Origin of the sequence: Dactylosporangium aurantiacum, from assembly GCF_000716715.1 — a bacterium.
GTDB lineage: Bacteria > Actinomycetota > Actinomycetes > Mycobacteriales > Micromonosporaceae > Dactylosporangium > Dactylosporangium aurantiacum.
Window position 1 is genome coordinate 250,426 of sequence record NZ_JNYJ01000004.1, and the last position, 26,300, is coordinate 276,725.

Consider the following 26,300-nt stretch of genomic DNA (forward strand, 5'->3'; position numbering starts at 1 on the left):
GAAAGGCGGCCGCCGGAAACCCGGCGGCCGCCCCATGCTTCGTCGCAAAAGTTACTTGAGGGTAACCTTGGCGCCTTCGCCCTCGAGCTTGGCCTTGGCCTTGTCGGCGGTCTCCTTGTTGACCTTCTCCAGCACGGCCTTCGGCGCGGCCTCGACGAGGTCCTTCGCCTCCTTCAGGCCCAGGCCGGTGAGCTCACGCACGACCTTGATGACCTGGATCTTCTTGCCACCGTCACCCTCGAGGACGACGTCGAACTCCGACTGCTCCTCCTTCTCCTCGACGGGAGCAGCGGCGCCGCCGCCACCGCCCATCATGACCGGAGCGGCGGCGGTGACGTCGAACGTGGTCTCGAACTCCTTCACGAACTCGGAGAGCTCGATCAGGGTCATCTCCTTGAACGCGTCGAGGAGTTCGGCGGTGCTCAGCTTCGCCATGTTGGCGTTCCTTTCAAGAAAAAAGTTGTGTGGAGCACGGGCCTACTCGGCCGCGCTACCGGATTCCTCTGCCGCGCTCCCGGACGACTGCTTGTCGGCCAGGGCCTGGACCGTGCGGGCCGCCTTGGACAGCGGCGCCTGGAACAGCGACGCGGCCTTCGACAGGCTGCCCTTCATCGCGCCGGCCAGCTTGGCCAGCAGAACCTCACGGGACTCCAGGTCGGCCAGGCGACGGACCTCGTCCGCGCTGATGGCCCTGCCCTCGAAAACGCCGCCCTTGATGACGAGCAGCGGGTGGGCCTTCGCGAAATCGCGGATGCCCTTGGCCGCCTCGACCGGGTCGCCGGAGACGAAAGCGAGCGCGGTAGGACCGGAGAACAAATCGTCGAGCCCGCTGATGCCCGCGTCCGTCGCGGCACGCTTCGCGAGCGTGTTCTTCGCGACGGCGTACGTGGTCTCGCGACCCAGGCTGCGGCGCAGGGTCTTGAGCTGCGCCACGGTCAGGCCGCGGTACTCGGTCAGCACGGTGGCCGTCGAGGCCCGGAAGCTCTCGGTGAGCTCCGCGACCGCGGTGGCCTTGTCGTCTCGAACCGGCTTGTCCGCCATGTCCCTCCTCTCTCTTGCTACGGTGCTGGCCACGCTCTCGGGTCGAGCCGCGGCAACGAAAAACGCCCCGGGCGCAGGGGCGCACGGGGCGGAGCGACATCATGTCGGCAGCGCTTGTCCGGCCCTGCGCGGGTCGCCTGCGCTGACGCAGAACCTTCGATGTCCGCTCACACGGACATGACCAGCGGTCTTCGGGTTTCGTTCGAAACTGTACTTGACGCGGCGTGCCTCACCAAATCACGGCCGGCCGCGCCGCAGGCCGGCGTAGCCGGCGAACGCCAGCGCGGCCCACGCGAGGCCCCATCCGGTGGTGACGAGGACCGCCGCGAGGTCGGCGCCGCCGACGGTGTCGCGGGCCGTGGTCATCAGCGGCGGGGCCAGCCACGGCGCCGGCGACTGCTTCAGGCCCAGCACGACCGCCAGCACCACGCCGCCGACGAGGACCGCCAGGCCGCGGGCCGTCTGGACGGACACCGCACGGCTGGACAGGGCGCCGAGGGCGACCGCGGGCAGGAGCAGCAGCAGGTGCGCCCACACGCCGAGGGCGACGCCCTCCGCCAGGGGCGGGTCGCCCCGGCCCGGCGTGGTCACCCCGCCGACCAGCCACGGCAGGACCAGCGCGACCAGGATCACCGGCAGGCCGGCGAGCAGCGCCGCGACGACGCCGGCGGCGGTCTCGCGGGCGGTGCCGAGCGCCACCCGGCCGAGGCGCCGCTGCACGTCGGGCTCCACGTCGAGCAGGATCTTGGTCTGCCAGGCGAGGACCGCGAACAGGATGGCGGCGGAGACCCCGTACGCCTCGCCGGCCTGGGCCTGGCCCCCGCCGTACAGGATGGACAGCACGACGAGCGCGGCCAGCAGCGGTGCGGCGGCGCGGCCCGTCTGCACGAACCCCGCGAGCCGCATGCGGACCAGCGCCGTCATCGCTCCTCCCGGACGCCGAGCACGTCGAAGCCGTCGGCGCGCAGCTTCGCCACCGCGCGGTCGGCGTGCGCCGGCGCCACCGCGAGCTCGATGATCCGCCGGTTCGCCGGCCGCTCCTCCTCGCCGACCTGGCCGTCGCGGACGTGCCAGCGCCGGGCCCGAGGCAGCCGGGACACCTCGCCGAGGTGGTCGCTGACGAGCACCGCACCGCCGTGGGCGACGACGCCGGCGACGATGGCCGGCACCTGCTCGCGGGTGGCGGCGTCCAGGCCCTCCCACGGCTCGTCCAGCACGAGCAGCCCCGGCGGGTGCAGCAGCGCCTGGACGAGGCCGACCTTCTGGGCGGAGCCCTTGGACAGCCGGTTCAGGCGGACGTCGAGGAACCCGGTGAAGTTCAGGCGGCCGGCCCACTCGTCGATCGCGGCCGCCGGCGCCCCACGCACGGCGGCCATGTGGGTGAGGTAGGTGCGGGCGGTGAACGGCTGGTCCGCCGGGAACCGCTCGGGCACCCAGCCCACGACCGCCGGGCGGCCCGTCACGCCGCCCCGCACCGGCCGCAGCACGCCGGCGGCGAGCTGCAGCAGGGTCGACTTGCCGGAGCCGTTGGGGCCGAGCACGACGGCCGTCTCGCCCGGGCCGAGCTCCAGGTCGACGCCGCGCAGCGTCCACGGCGCGTTCCGGGCGTACCGGAACCAGACGTCCTGCAGGTGCACGTCCCCGAACATAGACGACGGCGGACCCCCTCGGGGGCCCGCCGTCGCCGTGCTGCGCTGTGCCGTCTTACTCCGCCGCGGCCGCGTCGTCCTCGAGGAGGTTGCGCGTGCGGTTCGGGTCGACCGGGATGCCGGGGCCCATGGTGGTGGTGATGAAGATCTTCTTCAGGTACTTGCCCTTGGCCGCGCTCGGCTTGGCCCGGTTGACCTCGTCGAGGACCGCCGCGTAGTTCTCCACCAGCTGCTGGTCGGAGAAGCTCGCCTTACCGATGATCAGGTGCAGGTTGGAGTGCTTGTCGACGCGGTAGGTGATCTTGCCACCCTTGATCTCGTTGACCGCCTTGGTGACGTCCATCGTGACCGTGCCCGTCTTCGGGTTCGGCATCAGGCCGCGCGGGCCCAGGATCCGCGCGATCCGGCCGATCTTGGCCATCTGGTCGGGGGTCGCGATCGCCGCGTCGAAGTCCAGCCAGCCTTCCTGGATCCGGGCGACGAGGTCGTCGGTGCCCACCGCGTCGGCGCCGGCGGCCTCGGCCTCGGCGGCCTTGGGGCCCTGCGCGAAGACGATGACGCGGGCGGTCTTACCGGTGCCGTGGGGCAGGTTGACCGTGCCACGGACCATCTGGTCGGCCTTGCGGGGGTCGACGCCCAGCCGCATGGCCACCTCGACGGTGGGGTCGAACTTGACGGTGCTGGTCTGCTTGGCCAGCTTCACCGCGGCGATGGGGCTGTAGAGCGCGCTGCGGTCGACAAGGTCCGAGACCTTGCGGTAGTTCTTGCCGTGCTGCGACATGTCGCTTGTACTCCTGTGGTGATCGTGCGGGCGCTTCGGTCGAACGCCCTCCCACGTTGTCGGGTAGGTCAGTCCTTGACGACGATGCCCATGGAACGGGCGGTGCCGGCGATGATCTTCTCGGCCTGCTCGATGTCGTTGGCGTTGAGGTCCGCCATCTTCTTCTCGGCGACCTCGCGCAGCTGGGCCTTGGTGATCGAGCCGACCTTGTCCTTCTGCGGCACGCCGGAGCCCTTCGGCACGCCGGCGGCCTTGAGCAGCAGGCGGGCGGCGGGCGGGGTCTTGAGGATGAACGTGAACGTCCGGTCCTCGTAGACGCTGATCTGCGCGGGGATGATGTCGCCGCGCTGGGACTCCGTCTGGGCGTTGTACGCCTTGACGAACTCCATGATGTTCACACCGTGCTGACCGAGCGCGGGGCCGACCGGCGGCGCCGGAGTGGCCTGGCCGCCCGGCAACTGAAGCGTGAAGGTCTTGACGAGCTTCTTCTTCGGAGGCATGGCTGCTTTCGTCTTCCTGGGCTGGAATGATTCGTGCTTCGCGTGACGGCTTGCGCCACAGCTGTCCTTGCGCACGACTGAGCGCCCGGCACTTGGCCGGACGCTCAAGCGTACCGCAGGCGAATTAGATCTTCGTGACCTGGTTGAAGTTCAGCTCAACCGGGGTCTCCCGGCCGAAGATCGAGACCAGCACCTTGAGCTTCTGCTGGTCGGCGTTGATCTCACTGATGGTCGCCTGCAGCGAGGCGAAGGCGCCGTCGGTGACGGTGACCGAGTCGCCGACCTCGAAGTCGAGGACCTTGACCTCGGGCTTGCCCGCCTTCTTGCCCTCCTGCTGCACCACCGGCGCGAGCCACTTGAGCACCTCGTCGAGCGACAGCGGCGCCGGGCGGTCCGCCCGGTCGGTCGCGCCGACGAAGCCGGTCACGCCAGGCGTGTTGCGCACGCAGGAGTAGGACTCGGCGGTCAGCTCCATCCGGACCAGGATGTAGCCGGGGAAGACCTTGTTCTGCACCTGGGTGCGCTTGCCGTTCTTGATCTCGACTTCTTCACGCGTCGGGACCTCGACCTGGTAGATGAACTCTTCCATGTCGAGGCTCGTGATGCGGGTCTCGAGATTCGTCTTGACCTTGTTCTCGTAGCCGGCGTAGGAGTGCACCACATACCAGTCACCGGGCGCGAAGCGCAGAGCGGCACGCAGCTCGGCGACGGGGTCCTCGGCGTCGGTCGCCGCCGCAGCCGGCTCAGGGGCCGTGCTCGGCGTGGCGGCCGTCATCACCGTCGACGTCTCTTCGTGCTGCTCGTCGTCGGTCCCGGCGGTCTCGTCGAATTCCTGCACGCTGCTCACTTCCGTCTGTCAAGTCTTCGCGTCTGCGGCCGGTCCGCTGATGTGGACTACTCCGCTTTGTTGCCGAAGGCCCAGAGGACGCCCTTGGCGAACAGGTAGTCGAGTCCGCCCACGATCGTCAGCATCACGATCACGAACACGACGACGACGACCGTGTAAGTGGTCAGCTCCTTGCGGGTCGGCCAGATCACCTTACGCAGTTCGGCGACAACCTCGCGGACGAAGTTGACGAGCCGCGCGAAGATGTTGTTCGAGCTGCCCTCTTTGACCTTGGTCTTCTTCTTGTCCGTGTCCTTGACGTCCTTGGACTTGGACTTGGTGTCCTTGGACTTGGTCAGGACCGGCTTGCCGCCGTCCTCGCCGTCATCGGTGTCCGCGTCACCGTCGAGGTCGCTGTCGAGGTCGTCGTCGAGCTCGTCGAGCTCGTCGGCGAACTCTTCCTCGATGGCCGCGTCCTCGGCGCTGAGCTCCTCGTCACGGCGATCGTCGGCGGGGTCGGTCCCGCGTCGCCTGCGTTCGGCCACTTTCGCCCTCTTCCGTGATCTCGCGAGTGCTCGGTCCGATGAGTGGCCCGCGGATCCGCCCAACCAGGCCACCGGCGAGAAGCCGGCGGCACTCGGCGGGACCAACCCGTGACCGCTGGAGGTCGTGACCCGATCGGCGGATCGGGCACCCCAGACCCAGGTCAGGCCTTCGGCGCAGGGGCGACAGGACTTGAACCTGCAACCTGCGGTTTTGGAGACCGCTGCGCTGCCAATTGCGCCACACCCCTTCGTGGTGATCGCCCCTTCCCGGACCTGACGGATCAGGTGCCGAGAGGTTGCTCACCCCACGGGCGACCAGTGTACGGGTTCGGGTGGGATATCCCAACCACCCCCCTCTCCCGAGCCGCGTATCAGCCCCTGACCAGGGCTTTTGCGGCGCCAAGAATCTTGTCGCCGTTACACGTGGCGGTGATGTCGATCTGCGTGACACCGTCTTCGCCTACCCGCTTCACGACCCCGCTCACCACGATCTCGGTGCCTTTGTCGTCGTCCGGCACGACCACCGGGTTGGCGAACCGGGTGGAGTACTCGACGATCGCCGCGGTGCCACCCACCCAGCAGGCAACCGCCTGTCCGGCCAGCGCCATCGTCAGCATGCCGTGCGCGATGACACCCGGCAGCCCGACCGAGGTCGCGACGCGGTCGCTCCAGTGGATCGGGTTGAAGTCGCCGGAGGCTCCCGCGTATCGCACCAGGTCGGCGCGGGTCACCCGGAACGTCTGCGGCTCGAACACCGTGCCGGCTTCCATCTCAGCCCTCCCCACGGACCACGAGGCGGGTCCAGATCGTCACGACGAGCTCGCCCTCGACGGTCGACACCTCGTGCCGGGTCGTCAGGAACGCGTGCCCGGCGCGGCTGCTGATCTCCTCCACCGCCATCACCGTCACCAGGTGGTCGCCGGCGACGATCGGCCGCTCGTAGCGGAACGTCTGCCCGCCGTGCACCACCCGGCTGTAGTCCAGCCCGAAGCTCTGGTCCTCGACGAGCTGCTGCCCGGCGTTCTGACTCAGGATGATCGCGAACGTCGGCGGGGCGATCACGTCCTTGTAGCCCTTGGCGCGCGCCTCGGCGAGGTCCCGGTGCACGGGGTCGCTGGCGCTGACCGCGTCGGCGAACTCCCGGATCTTCTCCCGGCCGACCTCATACGGCGGGGTCGGCGGATACACCCGGCCCATGTACGACTGATCCAACGGCATGGTGTGCAACTTACCGCCACCGCCCACGGCACCGCCGACGCCCTCCGCAACGACGCCGTCACCCCGCCGAGGGAACCGCCTGCCGCGATCCGGCGGGCCGCCAGGGGGCGACGAACGGCACGGACGTGGCCGCCCGCCGGCTGGCGGCCTTCTGGCGGCCCGGGGAGTCCTGGAGACCTGACGGGGGCGGTGCTGCCCCACTGCGACCCGCCCGGGCGGCAGTGAAAGTGCCACCCGCCACCGGCCTGGTCTCCCGGCGTCCTGGCGACATCGGCTCGCCGCACTTTCCCGACCGGACCACTGGCCCCGACCGCTGTTCGCGGCCGGCCGTCAGGCGTGCCGAACCGGCGGTGCTTTCCGCGGCGTTGCGGAGCCGTCCGTCCGTGGTCTTGCCGGTCTCGCCGCTCCCCACAACGCGAGACGCCCCGGCCGTTGGGCCGGGGCGTCGTCGACGGGCTGTGGGCGGTGTTACCGCGTCTCGCGGTGCACGGTGTGCTTGCCGTCCCGGGGGCAGAACTTCTTCAGCTCGATGCGGTCCGGGTCGTTACGGCGGTTCTTCTTGGTGATGTAGTTCCGCTCTTTGCACTCCGTGCACGCCAGCGTAATCTTCGGACGAACGTCGGTCGCCTTGGCCATGGCGAAGTGCCTTCCTTCAGAGCGGGGTTCAGGTCCAGCGAACGAGCATAGCGGCTCACACTGGCAGTCGCCGAATCGGGCGACCTCTGTGGTGCTTCTGTAGCGGTGGCCGGACTTGAACCGGCGACACAGCGATTATGAGCCGCTTGCTCTGCCATCTGAGCTACACCGCCGCGGCGGACTCGATGTCTCAAGCCCGGTCTCTCGAGCCCCCTTACGGAATCGAACCGTAGACCTTCTCCTTACCATGGAGACGCTCTGCCGACTGAGCTAAGGGGGCGCATCACGTGCGATCCCGCACATGCGCTCGCTAAGCGTACACGGCCCTCGCCGTGGCACGAAATCGACTTCCCCGAACTGGTGTTTGCCCAGGTCGTGAGGGGTCATTCCGCGTGTCGTCCGGCGGTCCGCCCGGAGGCCGGAATCGCCCGCGGGGCACGACGCCGGCCGCGAAAGCCGGCCCCGCTGCGCGCATCCCGCCGCGCCGGCATCCCGCGCGCGGTAGCCCAGTCGGGCCCTACGGCACGGCGCGCAGCCAGCGCACCTCGCCCGCCGGGGCGACCGTCGGGTCGGCGTCGGCCTGGACCTGGAGCCAGGACTCGAAGCGCTCGTACGGCAGTGCGCGGCTGAACAGGAAGCCCTGGCCCATGTCGCAGTGCATGTCCTCGAGCAGGCCGAGTGTGAGTTCACTCTCAACGCCCTCGGCGACGACCGCCAGGCCGAAGTGCCGGGCCATGTCGACGACCGTCCGCACGATCGCGAGGTCGCTGGCGCCGGTGGCCATGCCCTGGACGAACGTACGGTCGATCTTCACCTCCTGCACGGGCAGGCGGCTGAGATCGGCGAACGAGGAACGGCCCGCGCCGAAGTCGTCGACCGACAGCTGCACCCCGAGGTCGCGCAGCCGCTTCAGCGCCGGGATGCCGCGGCCGCTGCGCAGCAGCTCCTCCTCGGACAGTTCGAGGATGATCCGGTCGGCGGGCACGCCGTGCTCGTCGAGCAGCTCCGAGACCTGCAGCGGAAAGTCCGCGTCGTTGAGGGTACGGACGGAGATGTTGACCGCGACCGTCAGCGAACGGCCCGCGTCGGCCCACTCACGGGCCCGGCGGATGCCTTCGCGCAGGACGACGCCGTTGAGCCGGGACAGCTGGCCGGTGTGCTCGGCGACGGAGACGAAGTCCGGCGGGGCGACCTGGCCGTGCACCGGGTGCTCCCAGCGGGCCAGGCACTCCACGCCGACGAGCCGGCGGTCCTGCAGGGCGACCTTCGGCTGGAAGTACACCTCCAGCTCGCCGGTGTTGAGGGCGGCCTCGAGATCCGCGGCCAGCCCGACGCGCCGCACCGACCGCGACTGCAGGCCGGCGTTGAACATCTGCACGATCCCCCGGGACTTCGCCACGTACGTGGCCACGATCGCCCGCTGCAGCAGCGCCTCGGGCTCCGCACCGTGGTCGGGGTAGATCGAGACGCCGACGTTGGTGTCGACGTCGATGGTGAGCGTGTCGATGACCATGCGGTCGCGCAGGCCGGCGCGCAGCGTGTCGGCGACCGCGACGGCCGCGTCGGCGCTGACGGTGCGCAGCTCGACGGCGAACTCGTCGCCGCCGACCCGGGCGACCAGGGCACCCTGCGGCGCCAGGTCCCGCAGCCGCCGGGCGACCTGGATGAGCACCTGGTCGCCGGCGTCGTGGCCGAGCGAGTCGTTGACCTCGCGCAGTGCGATCACGTCGAAGAGCAGGACGGCGACGACCTCGCGTGGGCCGCGGCCGGTCATCGCCTCGCCGAGCGCCTCCAGCATCCGCCGCCGGTTGGCGAGGCCGGTGAGCGCGTCGTGGTTGGCGTCGAACTGGAGCCGGTCGACGAGGCGGCTGTTCTCCACCGCGGCGCCGGCCTGCACCGACAGCGTCTCCAGCAGCTGCACGTCGTCCTTGCCGAACACGACCTTGTCGCCGAGCCGCCCGGCGACCTCCAGGGTGCCGATCGCGACGCCGCTGGAGCGCAGCGGGACGACGATGATGTCCTTGACGCGCGCCTCCTGCAGCGCCGACTGCAGCTCCGGCGGGCCGGACTTGGGCCCGGCGACGACGGTGTTGCCGGTGCGCATCGCCAGCTGCCGGAACAGGTCGGGGGTCGGGGCGCTGTCGAGCAGGCCCTGGTAGTCGAACCGGGCGGAGAGCAGGACCTCGTGGTGCCGCCCGTACTCCGGCAGCCACAGCGTCGCCGAGTCGGCCGCCAGCAGCGCCCGCACCCGGGCGAGCAGCACGTCGGGCAGGGTGCCGTCGTGGTTGGTCGCGGCGATGTCGCGGGTCAGCGCGTACATCTCGGTGAGGCTGCGGTGCTGGCGGAAGAACTGGGCGTAGGACCGGTAGAGGACGCCGAGCACGACCGCGAGCGCGATCAGCAGCAGGCTGCCCCACTGGCTGGCCTGCAGGGTCAGCAGCATGACCAGGCCGAGCACGATGTTGACGCCGATGACGGCGAAGCCGGCCAGCGACGAGCGCAGGAAGTACGGCAGCTGCCCGATGCCCTGCAGCAGCACCATCACGCCGGCGATGGCCGACAGGGCCACGACGTTGCCGGCGAAGACCGCGGCGGCGAGCACCAGCCAGGTGCCGGGCGATCCGCCGCTGCCGAGGCCGAACGCGAAGACGATGACGTTGGCGGTCGCGATGCCGGCGAAGTGGCTGGCGGCGTTGAACGCGAGTTTGTGCGGGGTGAGCCGGGCGCCGAGGATGTTCCAGATCAGGCCGGCGATGACCCGGACGCCGACGGCCAGCCACGGCGAGAGGTAGAACAGCGCCAGGATGACCGGAATGTCGTCCATGCGCGTGACGAGTGCCTGCCGCCTGATGTCGAAGCGGAGCGCCATGGGCGTCGCGAGCGTGGCAAGCACCAGCAGGACCAGTGCGTATCCGAATTCGTTGTCGCCGGGCCTGGTCGTGTCACTGTCGGACAGCAGGATGGGCAACGACAGCAGCGCACCGAGCAGCAGCAGTGGCCCGGTGATCAGCCAGGAGTGGGCGTCAGAGCGGCTGACCGGAACCTTTGGAGCAGGCACCCGTTCCCCAATCGTTCGGGCAAGGGGCCTGGCCGGTGAGCGCTGAGGCCCTTAGTTCCAGTCGAAGCCCTCGGTGGCGTTGAGGTGCAGCGCGCTTGTGCCGGCCTGCACCGCCTGTGCGATACCGACGAGGGTCACTGGGGCCGCCTCACTGCTTACCTCGCTTGCGTTCGCCGCGGCCGTCGACAGGCCGAGGACAACAACCCCAGCGCCAACCGTCACCGCCAGTCGGGTCATCCATCGGCCAAGCGTCGTCTCACGCATCTGTCGCTCCCATGCGATCGCAGTGACATCAGGTCCGGTATGGATACCCACGATCCTGCCACAGCCAACCTCGGAACCGACAGTGCGGCGGCAAGGATGACGCGCGTGCGCGGAAGAATCGACCTTTCGGCCGATTCCGGGAGTGGCGGTCCGGCCATATCAACCGGCCCGATCTAAACCTTGCGCAACTTTTCCGGCCCTTCGGGAGTCAGACTTGCCCATCCTTCGCTTCCTGACGGACAGGACCGCCGCGTCGCGGATCTCGCGCCAGCCGGCGTCGGGGTCGAGCACGGTCGACTCGACCCATCCGACCGCCTCCCGCTCGGTCTCGAACGACCGCACCCGCTGCCGCCCGTCGGGCCCGCCCCGCCGGAGCTCCACCTGCCACCGGCCGTCGGCCGCGTTGCGCACGAAGACGTCCCGGCGCACCAGCCGCGACCACCGCCCGTTCCACCACTTCCGCTCATTCATTGGTACATCTTAGAACTGGTGTACGACAATTTCGGGCCGTTGCGAGCCGTGGCGCCGGGGATTCCACCGATGGGGGTCGGCGCCGCCGCCGGCAGCCGCACCGCCGCCGACCCCGCGCCCCGTGCCGCCGGCGTGCGCCACGACGCCGGTTCCTTGCCCGTCTGCTTTGTCCGGCGTTGTTTGTCCGGCGGCTGCCGCACTACCGGTCAAAGCGCCCAGAGCCCACGGTCGACTCGGCTGCTGCGGTCCCGCAGACATCACAGCCCCGCGATCGTCCCGATCACCGGCCTGGAGGACTCATGAGCACAAAGGAAGGGCGACCCGTGCGCACAGGATCCCGATTGTTGTTCCGAGCGTTGGGCGCCGCGGCCGCAGTACTCGCCGTGGCTGGATCGGTGCTGGTGGGAAGCCCGGCGTCGGCCGCGACCGGCGGCACGGGTTACAGCTCCTGCGTGAGGACCAGCAGCACCAACACGTATTCGACGTATGCGACGGCCGACAATCAGTCGGACCGGGTCTCGGCGACGTCCACCAAGGTGGTCCTCAACGTCTGGGGCACGGGCAGGACGTACGACTGCGGACCGGGTGGCCGACCCCAGACCGTCTCCTCGCTGAAAGTGCAGATCACATATGTCGTCGAGGGATCGGACGTCAACTGCACCATCGGCGGCGGCACGGATGGGAACCTGACGTTCAGCTGCACGACGAGCAGGACGTCCGCCACCATCACGGACACCCACACCTGCTCCAACGTCAGCTCCTGCCCGATGTCCGACATCGGCGTGGTGTTCACCGCCGCCGGCAGTGGCCGTATCGACAGGATCGACACCACGGTCAAGGTGACCATCAGCTCGTCGTGGGGGCAGTCCAGCGCCACGTCCTACGTCACGGCCTTCAAGCGATGACACGGAAGGGGGTCGCGACGAGCCTGCGCCGGTTCCTCTCGGCGGCGACCGTGACCATCGTGCTGGTCGGTGGTATCACCGCCTTCTCCCCGGCGGCCAACGCCGCCGATGCCTTTGCCTGCGAGATCCACATCGGCGGCACGTCGGAGTCCTACGAGGTCGTCAAGGGATACGGCAGCATCGGGTCCGGGTGTGTCGGCTGGACGGTCAACGTCCGCATCCAGCGGAGTCGAGCGTGGCCCATCCTGTGGGAGACCATGAAGTCCGCCCGAATCACCGGGCCGGGTTACGACCAGTACGTCTACTACAACTGCGCCGGCACCGGGACCCATGACTTCCGGACGAGCGTCTGGGCCGAGCGGAACAATCCGTGGGGCCAGAAGGAGAAGACGTCGGCCGTGCTGTACGAAGTGGTGTGCTAGCCCCGCGCCTTCGCTGACGGCGGCGGCGCTCCACCCCACCGGGTGAGATCCGGCGGGACCGACGCGAGAGGCCCGTCACCGGGTTTCCCTGGTGACGGGCCTCTTAGCACTGCCGGTGGCGGGTAGAGGATTCGAACCTCTGTAGCTTTCGCGACGGATTTACAGTCCGCTCCCATTGGCCGCTCGGGCAACCCGCCTGGCGCAAGCAAGAATAGCGGTACGCCCCGGGGGCAACGCAAACGGGTACCCTCGGCACGCCCACAACCGCCAACGACCGCACCACAGGAGCAGCTGCCATGGCTTCGGCACCCTCGTTCGACATCGTCAGCAAGGTCGACCGGCAGGAGGTCGACAACGCGCTCAACCAGGCCGACAAGGAGCTCGGGCAGCGGTTCGACTTCCGCGGCACCGGCGCTGAGATCAAGTGGTCCGGGGAGGAGACGGTCAGCCTCCAGGCGGAGACCGAGGAGCGCGTCGTCGCGGCGCTCGAGGTCTTCAAGGAGAAGCTGGTCAAGCGCAACATCTCGCTCAAGTCGCTCGACGCCGGCGAGCCGCGCGCGTCCGGTAAGACGTACAAGATCGACGCCAAGGTCATCCAGGGCATCGAGTCGGAGAAGGCGAAGGCCATCTCCAAGAAGATCCGGGAAGAGGGCCCCAAGGGCGTCCAGGCCCAGATCCAGGGCGATCAGCTGCGCGTCACCGGCAAGAAGAAGGACGACCTGCAGGCGGTCATCGCGCTGCTCAAGGGTGAGGACTTCGGCATCGCCCTGCAGTTCACCAACTACCGGTGACGGCTCAGTCCCGGCGGGCCGGCGGGCGCCGCTCGGGACGCTCCGCGGTCTCCTCCGCGCGGATCAGCACGAAGCTGTCGGTGTCGCGGATCTCGGTGTCCGGCTCTTCCCGGTGATCGGGGTCCGTCAGTACGGCTTGGCGTGGCATTGCCATGAGGCGTGACCCTACACGGACGTGCGCGAGGCATCACTCATCTGAGTGACGCCCGCGCGGCGCCCACCCGGGTGGGTGACCGGCCGGGCCGGCGCCGCGATCAGGTCAGCGAGGCCTGCGCGATCGCGCCGCGCGGGTTGGCCGCCACCAGCGCGCCGAGCGCGACGGCCGTGCCCGCCAGCAGGAACGCCCAGACGACGCCGCCGGGGTGGTCGACGACGAGGCCCATGACGGCTACCCCGGCGGCGCTGGAGGCGACCGAGACGGTGACCAGCCAGGTGTACGCCTCGTTCAGCATCGAGCCGGGCACGATCCTGCCGACGAGCGAGTTCTGCACGGTGAGCGCCGGCGCGATGGTGGCACCGCCGACGACGAGGGCGACCCCGAGCGCGAGGGCGCTGGGCATGGCGGCGAGCACGAGGATGCTGGCGGCCACCCCGCCGAGCAGCCAGCCGAGCCGCCCCGGCGGGCGGGTGCCGAAGTAGAAGCCGCTCACGGCGCTGCCGATGCCCCACACGCCGAGCAGCACCCCGCCGACGCTGTCCGGGTCGTGTTCGACGTACGCGGTGGCGTAGGCCGGCACGGCCACCCCGACGCCGCCGAACGCGAACCCGAGGCCGAACGCGGTCACCAGCAGCGGCACGAAGCCGGGCACCTTCAGCGGGCCGAGGCCCTTGGCATCGGTGTGGTCGGCGTGGCGGCGCCACGACCGGATCGCCCGGCCCCTGGCGACGACCAACGTGCCGAGGAACGTGATCCCGGCGGCGGCGCCGAGTGCGACGGCGGGCTGCCACAGCACGACGCACAACGCGACCAGCATCGGGCCGGCCACGAAGACGACCTCGAAGAGTGCCGTCTCGGCGGCCAGTGCCGTCACGCGTACGTGCGGAAGATCGGCGGTCAGCGCGTTCCACGTGCCGCGCACGGCCGCCGTCAGCGGCGGGAACGTGGCCCCGGCGACGACGGCCGCCCCGACGATCACGGGCAGCGGCGCCTGCCGGAGCGCCACCACGATCAGCAGCCCGAGCGCGACCGGGTGCGCGACGCCGGTGACGAGCAGCACCGGCCCGGGGCCGATCCGGTCCGCGAGCCGTCCGGCGAACGGGCTGGCCGCCGCACCGGCGAGCGCGTAGACGGCACAGGCGGCAGCGGCCTGGGCGTACCGGCCGGTGGTCTGCTGCAGGAGCAGCAACAGCGACAGCGAGACCATGCCGATGCCGAGCCGCGCGAGCACCCCGACCACCAGCAGCACGGGCGCACCAGGAAGCCGCCACACCGCCGCGTACTGCCGCAACGCCTTGCCTCATCTCAAACCAGGTAACGAGTGAAGAGCCTGCCGATCCTAACGGCAGGCTCCGGTCACCCGGCTGGGATTTCCGCCTCAGCGGTACGTGACGCCCGCCATCTGTTCGAGCCTGGCGACCCGCTGCTCCATCGGCGGGTGGGTCGAGAACAGCGACGCGATCCCGCCACCCCGCAGCGGGTTGTCGATCATGAGGTGGGCCTGGCTGGCGAGCTGACCGTCGGCGGGCAGCGGCAGCGCCTGGGTACCGCGGTGAATCTTGCGCAGCGCGCTGGCCAGGGCGAGCGGGTCGGCGGTCAGCCGCGCGCCGGACTCGTCGGCCTGGTACTCGCGGCTGCGGCTGATCGCCAGCTGGATGACGGTCGCGGCGAGCGGGCCGAGGATGAGCATCAGCAGCATGCCACCGAGCCCGGGGCCGTCGTCGTCCTCGGACGAGCCGCCGATCGGCAGGAAGATCGCCAGCTGGGCCAGCATCGTGATCATGCCGCCGAGCGCCCCGGCGACGCTGGAGATCAGGATGTCGCGGTTGTACACGTGCGACAGCTCGTGGCCGATGACGCCGCGCAGCTCCCGCGGGGTGAGGATGCCGAGGATGCCCTGGGTGACGGCGACCGCGGCGTGCTGCGGGTTGCGCCCGGTGGCGAAGGCGTTGGGCTGCATCGTCGGGCTCACGTACAGCCGCGGCATGGGCTGCCCGGCGGACGTGGCGAGCTCCCGCACCATCGCGTACAGCTCGGGCGCCTGCGCCTCGGTGACCGGCTGGGCGTTCATCGCGCGCAGGGCGAGCTTGTCGGAGTAGAAGTAGCTGAACGCGTTCATGCCGAGCGACAGGAACACGGCGATGACCAGACCGGTGCTACCGCCGAGCCAGAAGCCGACCAGCAGGATCAGCGAGGTCAGCAGCCCCAGCAGGGCCGCTGTCTTGAGACCGTTGAGATGCCTGTGCTGCATATCCTCTACAACACCGCGGCCGGCTGCGCCCCTTCCCCACGACGGCTGTGAGGTGCCTGAACGCCGCCGGACCGGTGTCCCGGTGGAGCGCCGGCCGGGGTGCTGCGCGGGGTGCTGCGCGGGTCAGTGGAAGAACGCGGCGAGCTCCAGCACGCCCTGAGGAGCGAGGCCGACCGCCACCGCGAGAACGGTCGCCACCCCCGCGGCCACCGCGACCGGCCATCCGGCGCGCACCGGGGCACCTGCCTGGTCGGCGACCGGGGTCACGGCACCGGTCACGGCGCCGGGTGAAGCCGTCGCCACGCCCACCGGCGTCGTCACGGCCTCGGGCGTCGCCACCGCCTCGGGCGTCGCCACCGCCTCGGGCGTCGTCACGGCCTCGGGCGTCGCCGCGCCCGCCGGTGTTGTCGCCGCGCCCGCCGGTGAAGTGGCGTCCGCCGGTGGTGCCGACGTGACTGGGGCCGCGAACAGGGTGGCGACCACGCGGACGTAGTACGCGAGGCCGATCACCGCGTTGACGGCGACCACGACCGCCAGCCAGGCCGCGTCGCCGCCGAGCAGCGAGCGGACCACGGCCACCTTGGCGAACAGGCCGGCCAGGCCCGGCGGCAGGCCGGCGAGGCCGGTCAGCGCGATGACCAGGACCGCCGTCAGCCACGGCGCGCGCCGGGCGAGGCCGCGGTAGTCGGCGACGTCGCCGCCGTCGGTGCTGCCGCGCACGGCGACGACGGCGGCGAAGGCGGCGAACTCGAGGATGACGTAGAAGAGGGCGTACGCGACGGTGGCGGTCACCGCGAGCGCGACCGCGTCGGGGCTGCGGCCGCCCGCGGCGAGGAGCGCCCCGAGCGGGGCGAGCAGGTAGCCGGCCTGGGCCACCGACGACCAGGCGAGCAGGCGGACCATGCGCCGCTGCCGCAGGGCGACGAGGTTGCCGACGGTCATGCTCAGCACGGCGAGCACCGCGAGGGTCAGGCCCGACGTGGCGAGCACCGGACCGCCGGCGACCACGCCGACGAGCAGCAGGGCGACGACGCCACCGAGCTTCGAGGCGGTCGACAGGTAGGCGGCGACGGGCAGCGGGGCGCCGTCGTAGGTGGCGGGTGCCCAGGCGTGGGCGGGCACGGCGGCGACCTTGAACGCCAGGCCGGCCAGGAGCAGGATCACGCCGGCCCGCAGCAGCGGCCGCAGCTCGGGCGTGGTCGCACCGGCGCCGGCGATGTCGGTGAGGTGCACGCCCCCGGTCGCGGTGTAGACGAGCCCGGCGCCCAGCAGGGCGACCGCCGTCGACACGACGCTGACCACGAAGAACGTCACGGCGGCTGAGGCGCCGGTGGCGGCGCCGCGCCGGATGCCCACGAGGAGGTACAGCGGCAGGGTCAGCGTCTCGAGCGCCACGATCAGCGTGATCAGGTCGCGGGCGCCACCGAGGACGACCGCGCCGGTCAGCGAGCAGGCGAGCAGGAAGCAGTACTCGCCGACGGGCACCTCGCCGGTGCGCAGCAGCGGCACCGACAGGGCGACGGCACCAAGGGCGAGCAGCGCGAACGCGGCCCCGACGGCAGCCGCCGCGGGATCGGAGACCAGCGAGCACTGGTCCGGCCCGACACAGAACGCGGTGCGCCGCCCGGCGTCGCCGAGCCCCAGGCCGACCCCGACCGCCGTGCCCGCCGTGGCGAGCATGCCGAGGGCGGTCGCCCCGATGACGGCGCCCCGCCTGCCGGGGGCGAACAGGTCGACGAGCAGGGCGAGGACGGCGGTGGCGGCGGCCACATACGTCGGCAGGAGCGCAACCTGGTCGATCCTCATCGCCCGGCCTCCCCGGCCTGCCCGCGACCGGTCAGCCGGCCGGAGTCCCTGATGTCCGACGCCCCAGCACCGGCACCCCGGCAGACGGCGCGAACGGCCGGCCGGCCACGGTCCCTGCCGCGCGACGGCCCGGTAGCGGTGCCCCGCCGCGCGGCTCGAACAGTCGGCCGGGCCGTCGCGGTCGCGGGCCCGGCGACCCCTCCGCGGGCAGCCCGAACGGTCGGCCGGGCCGTCGCGGACACGGCCACGACGACCGCCGCAGCGGCTGGGCGGCCCGCGGCTGGGGGCACCGGTCCTGCCGCCCGCTGCCACGCCCGGCCACGCGTTTGCACCGCCGCCTGCCCGACCCCGGCAGCCGCGGCCGCGGAGCAGACCGTCATCCCGCGGGATTCGGCGCAGTAGGTCAGGGACGAGCCGCCGGGAACCGCCGACCGCGATGTGACAAACGACACAGCGGTCGATGGCCGCAGCAACGAGCGCCGCAAAGACGAAGGCCGCGGAGAGGCCGCAAGCGGCGAGGTCGACACGACAACCGGGCAGACCGAAGCAAACACGCCACCCCGAACCGACACACCAGCCCGAGCCGACACACCAGCCAGACCAGACACACCAGTCAGACCAGACACGCACCCAGCAGGCGGCGCGAGCACGGACCACGGCACACCGGCCGGAGACGTCGCGAGCGCCGACCACGGCGCGCGAACCCCGAACGGCGCGTAAGCCGACCCCGGCACGCATGCCCCGAGCGGCGCGCCAACCCCGAACAGCGCGCGCGCCGCGAACGGCGCAAAGGGGGCAGACGGCGCACCGGCCGCCGACAGCGCGGAAGCCACCCACGGCGCACGGGCCGCGAGCAGCGGCCGGGGAGGAAGGCGGCGCGGCGGTGTCATCGGGCGATCACCTCGGCCAGGGCGGCCACCGGGTCGGCGGAGTAGCCGAGGACCAGGGCCGGGACGACGCCGACGGCCAGGGTGAGCGCGATCAGCGGGGACCAGGCGACCAGCTCCCCCGGGCGCAGCCGGCCGGCGGTGGTCAGGGCGCTGACCGCCGGTGTCGCGGCGCCGTGGGTGACGCGGCGCAGCAGGCGCAGGAAATACGCGGCGGCGAGGGCGGCACCGGCGGCGGCGAGGACGCCGAGGGTGGTCCAGAGCGGGCCGCCGCGCTCGAAGGCGGCGACCACGGCGAACGCCTCGCCCCAGAAGCCGGCCAGGCCGGGCAGGCCGAGGGAGGCGATGGCGGCGAAGGCGAGGACGCCGCTGAGCGCGGGCGCGGTCTCGCGCAGCCCGCCGAGCCGCGCGAGGTCGCCGGTGTGCGCGCGGTTCTTGATGCCGCCGGCGACGAAGAACAGCAGGCCGGTGACGATGCCGTGGGCGATGTTGCCGATGAGGGCGGCCTGGAATCCGGTGGTGGTGAGGGTGGCGACGCCCAGCAGGACGAAGCCCATGTGCCCGACGGACGAGTAGGCGATGAGGCGCTTGAGCTCGGTCTGGGCGAGGCAGACGAGGCCGCCGACGATGATGGCGGCGGTGGCGAGGATGCCCAGGACCGGGGCGCTGCGGGCGGCGGCGTCGGGGGCGACGCCGACGGCGACCCGGAGCAGGCCGTAGGTGCCCATCTTCAGCAGGACGCCGGCGAGCACGACCGAGCCGACGGTCGGCGCCTCGGTGTGCGCGGCCGGCAGCCACGTGTGCAGCGGCCAGAGCGGGCTCTTGACCGCGAACGCCGCGGCGAGCAGCACGAACGCGAACAGCTGCAGGCCGCCGCTCATCTGCCGGGTCGCCGGGTCGGTAAGGGCGACGAGGTCGGCGGTGCCCGTGGCGGAGACGACGGTGAAGACGCCGACGAGGAGCAGGACCGAGCCCAGCAGCGTGTAGAGCACGAACTTGCGGGCCGCCCGGCGGCGGTCGTCGCCGCCCCAGACGGCGATCACCGCATACATCGGCAGGAGCACGACCTCGAAGAACACGAAGAACAGCACCAGGTCGAGGGCGAGGAACACGCCGATGATGCCGACCTCGAGCACGAGCAGCAGGGCGACGAGCAGCCGGCCGCGGCCCGGGTCGGGGACCCGCCAGAGGCAGTAGGCGCAGCACAGCATGGTCAGCGCGGCGGTCAGCACGACCAGCGGGTAGGAGATGCCGTCGACGCCGAGGTGGAAGCGGAGGCTGAGGTCGGGCGCCCACGGCACGTCGATCTCCGCCCAGGGCGCGATCGCGGCCGCGGGCCGGGCACCGGTGCCGGCCGGGGCGCCGGGCAGGAACGCCAGGGCGACGCCGAACGCGGCGGCGGCGAACGCGGTGCCGCCGATGCGGGCGGCGCGGTCGAGGCGGGCCGGCATGCCCGCGGCGAACAGCGCGCCGATCGCGGGCACGATCAGCAGCGCGAGGAGCAGGGTCTGACCGGCGCTCACCAGGACACCCCCACGACCACGGCGATGACGGCGGCGATGACGACCGCGCCGCCGAGGACCGCGCCGGTGGCGCGGGGCAGCCCGGCGACGTGCGCGCGGGCGAGGAGCGCGCCGGCGCCGGTGGCGCCGGCGCCGGTCGCGTCGACGGCGCCGTCGACGACGGTCTCGTCGGTGCGGCGGGCGAGCCGGGCCAGGGCGGTGACCGGCCGGGTGACCAGCGCGTCCTGGACCGCGTCGAGGTAGAACGCGTTGGCCAGCAGCCTGGTGGACGCGGTGTCGGGCAGGTCGGCGGCCGGGTCGCGGCGCCAGGCGAGCGCGGCACCGGCGGCCAGCAGCACCAGCGGCGCCACGGTGAACGCGCCGAGCTCCGCGACGGCGTGCGCGCCGCCGAGCCGCCGGCCGAAGGCGGCCGAGAGCCCGGCGAACCCGAGCAGGACGGTCGGCACGGCGAGGACGAGCAGCGGCCCGCGCATCGCCCACGGCGGCTCGTGCGCGGCGCGGGCGGCCGCGCCGCGGGGCTCGCCGAGGAACGTGCGGCGCCACAGCCGGACCACGTAGGCCGCGGTGACCAGGACCGTCAGCGCGGTGGCGGCGAGCACGAGCACCGCGGCGGCCCGCGGCACCGGCGCGTCCGCGTCGGACGTGGCGTGCCAGGCGGCCTCGATGATCGAGTCCTTGCTCCAGAAGCCGGCGAGGGGCGGGACCCCGGCGAGCGCGGCCAGGCCGGCGGTCATCGTCCAGAACGTCACCGGCATGCGGGTGCGCAGCCCGCCCATGGCGGCCATCAGGTTGGTGCCGACGGCGTGGATCACCGCGCCGGCCGCGAGGAACAGCAGCGCCTTGAACGCGGCGTGGGTGAGCAGGTGGAACAGCGCGGCGGCGGGGGCGCCGACGGCGAGGGCGCCGGTCATGTACCCCAGCTGGCTGACCGTCGACCAGGCCAGGACCCGCTTAATGTCGTCCTGGCCGAGCGCGGCGAGGGCGCCGAGCAGCATCGTGACCGACGCCATGACGGCGAGCACGGTGAGCGCGGCGCCGCTGCGCTCGAACAGCGGGTAGAGCCGGGCCACGACATAGACGCCGGCGGCGACCATGGTCGCGGCGTGGATGAGCGCGGAGATCGGGGTGGGGCCGGCCATCGCGTCGGGCAGCCAGGTGTGCAGCGGGAACTGGGCGCTCTTGCCCGCGACCCCGGCCAGCAGCAGCACGCAGGCGGCGGTGACGGTGCCGGCGGGCAGGTCCGCGGCGAACACGTCGGCGATGCGGAAGCTGCCGGCGTGCAGGCCGAGCAGCACGATGCCGAGCAGGAAGCCGACGTCGCCGACGCGGGTCACCAGGAACGCCTTGACCGCGGCGCGGGGCGCCTCCGGCAGCCGCCGGTCGTGGCCGATCAGCAGGTAGGAACAGATGCCCATGACCTCCCAGCCGACCAGCAGGGCGATCAGGTCGCCGGAGACGACCACGAGCAGCATGGCGCCGGTGAACAGGCTGACCTGCGCGGCATAGGGCGCGTAGCGCTCGTCGTCGTGCAGGTAGGCCACGGAGTAGACCTGGACGCACAGGGCGACGACGCCGACGGCGACCGCGACGAGCCCGGCCGGGCCGTCGAGCCAGGTGCCGAAGGTGACGGCCAGCCGCCCGAAGTCGGCGACGACGATCCCGGTGTCGGCCTCCCGCGCCCCGCGGAGGGCGGCGGCGACCGCGCAGGCGAGCGCGGCGGCCGCGGCGCCGGTGCCGAGCGCGGCGGCGACCCCGCGGCGCCGGTGGCGCACCAGCAGCCCGAGCAGCCCGGCGACCACCGGGACCGCGGGCAGCGCGAGCCCGAGCAGGTCGACCTTCACCGTGCCACCTCCCGGTCCGGCTCGGGCGCCGACGCCGGCGCAGGGTCGGCGGGCGGCTCGGTGAGCGGCAGCTCCTCGACGTCGACGGAGCGACGCAGCCGGTACAGCTGGAGGATGAGCGCCAGGCCGACACCGATCTCGGCGGCGGCGAGCACGATCACGAACAGGGCGAAGGACTGGCCGCTGTGCGGCACGACCGAGCGGATCGTGGCGTCGGCGGTGACGAGCACCAGGTTGACCGCGTTGAGCAGCAGCTCGACCGCCATCAGCAGCAGCACGGCGTTGCGCCGGACGATGACACCGTAGACACCGATGCCGAACAGCAGCGCGGCGATCGTGAACGGCAGGACCGGGTGCATCAGCGCCCCCGGGCGCCGGGACGGGTGCCGGATCCGGCGCTGACGTCGGGCCGGGACACCACGATCGCGCCGACCAGCGCCGCCAGCAGCAGCACCGACACCAGCTCGAAGGGCAGGACCCAGGTGCGGAAGACGGCGCCGCCGATCGCCTCGGCGGTGCCGGGCTCGGGCAGCCCGACCCGGCTCCAGTGGAAGGCGTCGATGAACAGCACCGCCAGGCCGGCGGCGGCGCCGGCCCCGACGAGCGCGCCCGGCCAGCGGACCCGGTCGAGGTCGTCGCTGGCGCCGATCGGCGCGCGGGTGAGCATCACCGCGAACAGCAGCAGCACCACCACGGCGCCGACATAGAGCAGCACCTGGACCCAGGCGAGCAGCTCGGCGGAGAGCACCAGGTAGAGCCCGGCGACGGCGCCCAGCGTGACGACGAGCCACAGCCCGGCCCGCACGACGTGCCGGGTGGTCACGACCAGCAGGCCCGCACCCAGCGCGACGGCGCCGAGCGCGGCGAGCAGCACGTCCGCCGCCGTCATCGCGTTGCCACCCTCATGGCCGACATCCTGCCACCAGGGTCCGACAAGATTCGACCGGCGGGGCGGCAAAAACCGGCGTGGCGGCAAAAACGGGCGTGCTGCCAGACGCCGCGAGGAGCGTGCCGGACGCTACGCGCGGAAGCGCGACACCACCCGGCTCAGCTCCTGCGACATGCCCGCCAGCTCGGCCGCCGCCGCCTCGGTCTCCTGCACCCCGGCGCTGGTGGACTGCGCCGCCCGCGCGACCCGGTCGATGCTGGCCGCGATCTCGGTGCTGCCGCTGGCCGCGTTCGCCGCGTTGCGCCCCATCTCGTTCGTCGTGGCGGTCTGCTCCTCGACCGCGGAGGCGATCGTCGTCTGGTACCCGTTGACGCTCTCGATGACCTCGCTGATCCGGCTGATCGCGGCCACGGCGCTGGCCGCGTCGGCCTGGATCGCGGAGATGCGCTGGCCGATGTCCTCGGTCGCCTTGGCGGTCTCCTGGGCGAGGTCCTTGACCTCGTTGGCGACGACCGCGAAGCCCTTGCCGGCCTCGCCGGCCCGGGCGGCCTCGATCGTGGCGTTGAGCGCGAGCAGGTTGGTCTGCGCGGCGATGCCGGTGATCACGTTGATGACGTTGCCGATCTCGGCGCTGGACTCGCCGAGCTTCGCCATCGTGCGGGTCGTCTCGTTGGCGGCCTCCATGGCCTCGTTCGCGACCCGTACCGCTTCCGTGGCGTTCTGCGCGATCTCCCGGATGCTCTCGTTCATCTCGTCGGTGCCCACGGCGACGGTCTGCACGTTGCGCGACACCTCGCCGGCCGCGCCGCTGACGGCGGTGGCCTGCTCGGCGGCGTCGCCGACGCCCGAGGCGATGGTGCGCGCCACGCCGGTGAGGCGGGTCGACGAGCCGGCCAGGGACGTCGCCGACGTGCTGACCAGGCGCACCATCTCGGCGATGCGGTCGAGGCTGCCGTTGAGCGCCAGACCCATCTGGCCTACCTCGTCGCCGCTGGTCACGTCCATGCGGGCGGTCAGGTCACCGGCGGCGACCTCGTCCAGCACGGCCTTGGCCCGGCGCACCGAGCGCACGATGGACCGGGCGACGAGGCCGGCGAGGAGCATCGACAGGGCGATGCCGAGCACCAGCATGACGATCAGGCCGGTGCGGGCGGACCGGTAGGTGTCGTCGGCCTTGTCGGCGATGTGCTTCGCGTTCGCCTGCTCGATGTCGGCGATCCTGCTGCCGGCGTTCTGCTGCGCCTCCAGGATGGCGCCCATCTGCGGGGTGAAGAGCACCCCCATCGCGGCCGGCGTGTTGCCCTGCCGGGCGGCGGGCAGCAGCTGCTCGTCGCGGATCTTCCTGACCGCGGCCATCTGCGTGGCCAGCTCGTCGGCGAGCCGCTTGCCCTCCGCGGTGTGCCGGCTGGCGAGATACCCGGCGTACGCGGCGTCGAACTCGGCGTCGACCGGTGTGACGTACCCGGTGACGATCTGGTCGAGGTTCGCCGCCGGGCTGACCGCGGCGGCGTACATCAGCAGCTGGGTCTCGGTCCAGTGGTTCTGCATCTTCTGCGCGTTGTACCCGGGCGCGCTCGCCGTGGCGTACACGTCGTCGGTGCGCTGGTTGAGCACCTTCAACCGGGTGATGCCGTAGACGCCGACCACCACCGTCACCACCGAGACGAGCAGGAAGCCGATGAAGAGCTTCTGCGAGATCCCAAGCCGGGACATGCCGCCACCTCCGCGCAGTCGGCCGCGACCCCTGGGCGCGGCTCACCTGTCGGATCGGTCAGGCAGCGCCGCGACCTGAGCGTTTCGCGGCGGCGGTCTGCTCCTTGGCCGGCTCACCCCGAGGGTCGTGGGCCGGCGGCGCGGGGACGGTGGCGACCCACTCCTCGAGCCGCTCCTTCTCGTGCAGCAGGTCGCGGATGTCGTGCTCGGCGTACTCGAACTCGGGCGACCAGTGCAGCGCGTCGAACGGGCACACCTCGATGCAGATCCCGCAGTACATGCAGAGCGAGAAGTCGATCGCGAACCGGTCGAGCACGTTGCGCTGCCTGGCCCGCGCCGCGCCCGGGACGACGACCTCCTCCTTGTGGGAGTCGATGTAGATGCACCAGTCGGGGCACTCCCGGGCGCACAGCATGCAGACCGTGCAGTTCTCCTCGATGAGCGCGATGACGCCGCGGCTGCGCGGCGGCAGGTCGGGCTCCACATCGGGATACTGCTGGGTGCCGGTGCGCCGGCCCAGCGTGCCGAGGGTCACCGCGAGCCCCTTGACGAGCCCTTTGCCGGGAAGTTCCATGGGTGCCCTCCTTACCTACCGTGCGCTCACAGTGCGACCTTGACCGCGGCGGTGACGACGAGCTGCAGCAGCGCCAGCGGCACCAGGACCAGCCAGCACAGCCGCTGCAGCTGGTCCTCGCGCAGGCGCGGATACGCGACCCGCAGCCAGATCACCACGAACGCGACGGCGAAGACCTTCAGCAGCGTCCACAGCCAGCCGAGCTGGTCGTCGAACGGGCCCTTCCAGCCGCCGAGGAACAGCACGGTGGTGAGCGCCGCGATCACGACGATGCCGACGTACTCGGCCAGCAGGAAGAACGCGAACCGCAGGCCCGTGTACTCCGTCAGGTAGCCGAAGACCAGCTCCGAGTCGGCGATCGGCATGTCGAACGGCGGGCGGCGGATCTCGGCGAGGCCCGCGGTGAAGAAGATCAGCATCGCCGGCAGCTGCCACAGCAGCCACCAGGGGCGCCACGCCTCGACGATGCCGGACAGCGACAGGGTGCCGGCGGCCATCGCGACCGACGCCGCCGACAGCACGAACGGCAGCTCGTAGCCGAGCAGCTGGGCCGCCGCCCGCAACCCGCCGAGCAGCGAGTACTTGTTGGCCGACGACCAGGCGGCCATGAGCACGGCGATCACGCCGATGCCGACGACGGCGAGGACGAAGAACAGCCCGACGTCCAGCGGCTGGGCGACCAGGCCGTGCGGCCCGAGCGGGATGACCAGCAGCACGGCCAGGTAGGGCAGCAGCGCGACGACCGGGGCGAGCCGGAAGACCTGCCGGTCGGCGGCGCGCGGCGTGATGTCCTCCTTCTGCACGAACTTGACCCCGTCGGCGACCAGCTGCGCCCAGCCGTGGAACGCGCCGGCATACATGGGGCCGAGGCGGCCCTGCATGTGCGCCATGACCTTGTGCTCGGCCTGGCCGACGACGAGCGGCAGGGTGAGGAACGCCGCGACCACGACGAGGACCCGCAGCGCCAGCTCCAACCAGATCGGCATCAGGCCCGGCCTCCCGGCCACTCGCTGGGATCGGGCACGCCCGGCGGGCGCATCGGGGCACGCTTGCTGGCCGTGTGCTCGCTCTCCCCGGGCTCCTTCGCGCCCGGCCACGGCTTCGCCACCCGGGACGCGAGCACGAACTCCTTGCGCAGGGGGTGGCCCTCGAACTCCGGCGGCAGCAGCAGCGGCGCGAGCGCGTCGTTGCCGACGAAGCCGATGTCGAACATCTCGTGCGTCTCGCGCTCGTGCCAGGCGGCTCCCGCATACACGTCGACGACCGAGTCGACGGCGGGTGCCTCGCGCGGCAGGGAGGTGCGCAGCAGCAGCCCGTGGTGCGCGGTCGTCGACCAGACGTGCGCGACCACGGTGAAGCCGCCGGGCAGCTCGTCGACGGCGGACAACCAGTCGAAGAAGTCGCAGGCCAGCTGGTCGCGGGCGGTCAGCAGCGCGGCGCGCCAACGCTCGGGCGGCACGTCGACGGTCGGCCGGCTGAAGCGGCCACCCCCGGCGGACTCGCTGACGGACGCGTCGTCACCGAACAGCCCGCCGAGCTCGTCGGAGTTCAT

Annotated in this window: 28 protein-coding genes, 4 tRNA genes and 1 pseudogene; 3 read left to right on the forward strand and 30 right to left on the reverse strand. The window is 71.8% G+C overall.

Annotated features, from left to right (window positions below):
• Positions 1–51: 51 nt before the first annotated feature.
• From rplL to OP18_RS54810, 17 genes are all read right to left on the reverse strand, one after another.
• Positions 52–435 (reverse strand): 50S ribosomal protein L7/L12, encoded by a 384-nt coding sequence (gene rplL / locus OP18_RS05880; RefSeq protein ID WP_033357675.1) that lies wholly within the window; start codon positions 433–435, stop codon positions 52–54.
• Between the two features lie 42 nt (positions 436–477).
• Positions 478–1,041: a 50S ribosomal protein L10 gene (gene rplJ, locus OP18_RS05885; protein ID WP_033357676.1), complete on the reverse strand. Its 564-nt coding sequence runs from the start codon at positions 1,039–1,041 to the stop codon at positions 478–480.
• Between the two features lie 237 nt (positions 1,042–1,278).
• The gene (locus OP18_RS05890; RefSeq protein ID WP_033357677.1) at positions 1,279–1,965 is read right to left on the reverse strand and encodes a hypothetical protein; all 687 of its coding nucleotides are present in this window, start codon (positions 1,963–1,965) and stop codon (positions 1,279–1,281) included.
• Positions 1,962–2,678, reverse strand: a complete 717-nt coding sequence (locus OP18_RS05895) for an ATP-binding cassette domain-containing protein (RefSeq protein ID WP_033357758.1) — start codon at positions 2,676–2,678, stop codon at positions 1,962–1,964. The genes OP18_RS05890 and OP18_RS05895 overlap by 4 nt, the downstream gene beginning before the upstream one ends.
• Positions 2,679–2,745: 67 nt before the next feature.
• Positions 2,746–3,471: a 50S ribosomal protein L1 gene (gene rplA, locus OP18_RS05900; protein ID WP_033357678.1), complete on the reverse strand. Its 726-nt coding sequence runs from the start codon at positions 3,469–3,471 to the stop codon at positions 2,746–2,748.
• Positions 3,472–3,539: 68 nt separating this feature from the next.
• Positions 3,540–3,971 (reverse strand): 50S ribosomal protein L11, encoded by a 432-nt coding sequence (gene rplK, locus OP18_RS05905; protein ID WP_033357679.1) that lies wholly within the window; start codon positions 3,969–3,971, stop codon positions 3,540–3,542.
• A 124-nt stretch (positions 3,972–4,095) separates the two neighbouring features.
• Positions 4,096–4,809 carry a transcription termination/antitermination protein NusG gene (nusG, locus tag OP18_RS05910; protein ID WP_033357759.1) on the reverse strand — a complete coding sequence of 238 codons (714 nt, stop codon included), beginning with the start codon at positions 4,807–4,809 and terminating at the stop codon, positions 4,096–4,098.
• Positions 4,810–4,865: 56 nt separating this feature from the next.
• The gene (gene secE / locus OP18_RS05915) at positions 4,866–5,342 is read right to left on the reverse strand and encodes a preprotein translocase subunit SecE (protein ID WP_033357680.1); all 477 of its coding nucleotides are present in this window, start codon (positions 5,340–5,342) and stop codon (positions 4,866–4,868) included.
• A 175-nt stretch (positions 5,343–5,517) separates the two neighbouring features.
• Positions 5,518–5,590: transfer RNA gene (locus OP18_RS05920), tRNA-Trp, on the reverse strand.
• 123 nt (positions 5,591–5,713) lie between these two features.
• On the reverse strand, positions 5,714–6,112 hold the full coding sequence (locus OP18_RS05925; protein ID WP_033357681.1) for a MaoC family dehydratase: 399 nt from the start codon (positions 6,110–6,112) through the stop codon (positions 5,714–5,716).
• Between the two features lies 1 nt (position 6,113).
• On the reverse strand, positions 6,114–6,560 hold the full coding sequence (locus tag OP18_RS05930; RefSeq protein WP_033357760.1) for an FAS1-like dehydratase domain-containing protein: 447 nt from the start codon (positions 6,558–6,560) through the stop codon (positions 6,114–6,116).
• A gap of 468 nt (positions 6,561–7,028) precedes the next feature.
• Complete coding sequence (gene rpmG / locus OP18_RS05935) at positions 7,029–7,196, reverse strand: 50S ribosomal protein L33 (protein ID WP_033357682.1); 168 nt, start codon at positions 7,194–7,196, stop codon at positions 7,029–7,031.
• 100 nt (positions 7,197–7,296) lie between these two features.
• Positions 7,297–7,369: transfer RNA gene (locus tag OP18_RS05940), tRNA-Met, on the reverse strand.
• Positions 7,370–7,403: 34 nt separating this feature from the next.
• Positions 7,404–7,476, reverse strand: a tRNA-Thr gene (locus OP18_RS05945).
• Positions 7,477–7,713: 237 nt separating this feature from the next.
• On the reverse strand, positions 7,714–10,254 hold the full coding sequence (locus OP18_RS05950; RefSeq protein WP_033357683.1) for a putative bifunctional diguanylate cyclase/phosphodiesterase: 2,541 nt from the start codon (positions 10,252–10,254) through the stop codon (positions 7,714–7,716).
• Between the two features lie 51 nt (positions 10,255–10,305).
• Positions 10,306–10,518 (reverse strand): hypothetical protein, encoded by a 213-nt coding sequence (locus tag OP18_RS56810; RefSeq protein WP_156089316.1) that lies wholly within the window; start codon positions 10,516–10,518, stop codon positions 10,306–10,308.
• A 159-nt stretch (positions 10,519–10,677) separates the two neighbouring features.
• Positions 10,678–10,989, reverse strand: coding sequence for a hypothetical protein (locus tag OP18_RS54810; RefSeq protein WP_156089317.1), 312 nt, complete (start codon positions 10,987–10,989; stop codon positions 10,678–10,680).
• 452 nt (positions 10,990–11,441) lie between these two features.
• Here OP18_RS54810 and OP18_RS56815 point away from each other — a divergent pair, with 452 nt between their 5' ends.
• Together OP18_RS56815 and OP18_RS05965 are read left to right on the forward strand one after the other, a co-directional pair.
• A complete protein-coding gene (locus OP18_RS56815; RefSeq protein WP_156089318.1) occupies positions 11,442–11,894 on the forward strand; it encodes a hypothetical protein in 453 nt (150 codons plus the stop codon).
• Positions 11,895–11,944: 50 nt separating this feature from the next.
• Positions 11,945–12,316, forward strand: coding sequence for a hypothetical protein (locus OP18_RS05965; protein ID WP_156089319.1), 372 nt, complete (start codon positions 11,945–11,947; stop codon positions 12,314–12,316).
• Positions 12,317–12,432: 116 nt separating this feature from the next.
• On the opposite strand, the gene OP18_RS05970 is transcribed toward OP18_RS05965, so the two are convergent.
• Positions 12,433–12,513 (reverse strand) — tRNA-Tyr (locus OP18_RS05970).
• 99 nt (positions 12,514–12,612) lie between these two features.
• On the opposite strand from OP18_RS05970, the gene OP18_RS05975 reads away from it, so the two are divergent.
• Entirely contained in the window at positions 12,613–13,107 is a 495-nt protein-coding gene (locus tag OP18_RS05975) for a YajQ family cyclic di-GMP-binding protein (RefSeq protein ID WP_033357687.1), read from the forward strand.
• Positions 13,108–13,111: 4 nt separating this feature from the next.
• On the opposite strand, the gene OP18_RS56820 is transcribed toward OP18_RS05975, so the two are convergent.
• The 12 genes and pseudogenes from OP18_RS56820 to OP18_RS06030 form a co-directional block, all read right to left on the reverse strand.
• Complete coding sequence (locus tag OP18_RS56820) at positions 13,112–13,261, reverse strand: hypothetical protein (RefSeq protein WP_156089320.1); 150 nt, start codon at positions 13,259–13,261, stop codon at positions 13,112–13,114.
• Between the two features lie 100 nt (positions 13,262–13,361).
• A complete protein-coding gene (locus OP18_RS05980) occupies positions 13,362–14,513 on the reverse strand; it encodes an MFS transporter (protein ID WP_245635265.1) in 1,152 nt (383 codons plus the stop codon).
• A 129-nt stretch (positions 14,514–14,642) separates the two neighbouring features.
• Positions 14,643–15,515, reverse strand: a complete 873-nt coding sequence (gene htpX, locus OP18_RS05985) for a zinc metalloprotease HtpX (protein WP_033357689.1) — start codon at positions 15,513–15,515, stop codon at positions 14,643–14,645.
• Positions 15,516–15,638: 123 nt separating this feature from the next.
• On the reverse strand, positions 15,639–17,321 hold the full coding sequence (locus OP18_RS05990) for an NADH-quinone oxidoreductase subunit N (RefSeq protein WP_033357690.1): 1,683 nt from the start codon (positions 17,319–17,321) through the stop codon (positions 15,639–15,641).
• 886 nt (positions 17,322–18,207) lie between these two features.
• On the reverse strand, positions 18,208–19,731 hold the full coding sequence (locus OP18_RS05995; RefSeq protein WP_033357691.1) for a complex I subunit 4 family protein: 1,524 nt from the start codon (positions 19,729–19,731) through the stop codon (positions 18,208–18,210).
• Positions 19,728–21,572, reverse strand: coding sequence for an NADH-quinone oxidoreductase subunit 5 family protein (locus tag OP18_RS06000; protein ID WP_033357692.1), 1,845 nt, complete (start codon positions 21,570–21,572; stop codon positions 19,728–19,730). Before OP18_RS06000 ends, OP18_RS05995 begins: the two co-directional genes overlap by 4 nt.
• The gene (nuoK, locus tag OP18_RS06005; RefSeq protein ID WP_033357693.1) at positions 21,569–21,931 is read right to left on the reverse strand and encodes an NADH-quinone oxidoreductase subunit NuoK; all 363 of its coding nucleotides are present in this window, start codon (positions 21,929–21,931) and stop codon (positions 21,569–21,571) included. Before nuoK ends, OP18_RS06000 begins: the two co-directional genes overlap by 4 nt.
• On the reverse strand, positions 21,931–22,461 hold the full coding sequence (locus OP18_RS06010) for an NADH-quinone oxidoreductase subunit J family protein (protein WP_033357694.1): 531 nt from the start codon (positions 22,459–22,461) through the stop codon (positions 21,931–21,933). The genes nuoK and OP18_RS06010 overlap by 1 nt, the downstream gene beginning before the upstream one ends.
• Positions 22,462–22,590: 129 nt before the next feature.
• A complete protein-coding gene (locus OP18_RS06015; protein WP_052386277.1) occupies positions 22,591–24,174 on the reverse strand; it encodes a methyl-accepting chemotaxis protein in 1,584 nt (527 codons plus the stop codon).
• Positions 24,175–24,250: 76 nt separating this feature from the next.
• Positions 24,251–24,748 (reverse strand): annotated as a pseudogene (locus OP18_RS06020) (NuoI/complex I 23 kDa subunit family protein); the annotation flags it as partial.
• A 26-nt stretch (positions 24,749–24,774) separates the two neighbouring features.
• Positions 24,775–25,734, reverse strand: coding sequence for an NADH-quinone oxidoreductase subunit NuoH (gene nuoH, locus OP18_RS06025; RefSeq protein ID WP_033357762.1), 960 nt, complete (start codon positions 25,732–25,734; stop codon positions 24,775–24,777).
• A complete protein-coding gene (locus OP18_RS06030) occupies positions 25,734–26,300 on the reverse strand; it encodes an NADH-quinone oxidoreductase subunit C (RefSeq protein WP_052386278.1) in 567 nt (188 codons plus the stop codon). The genes nuoH and OP18_RS06030 overlap by 1 nt, the downstream gene beginning before the upstream one ends.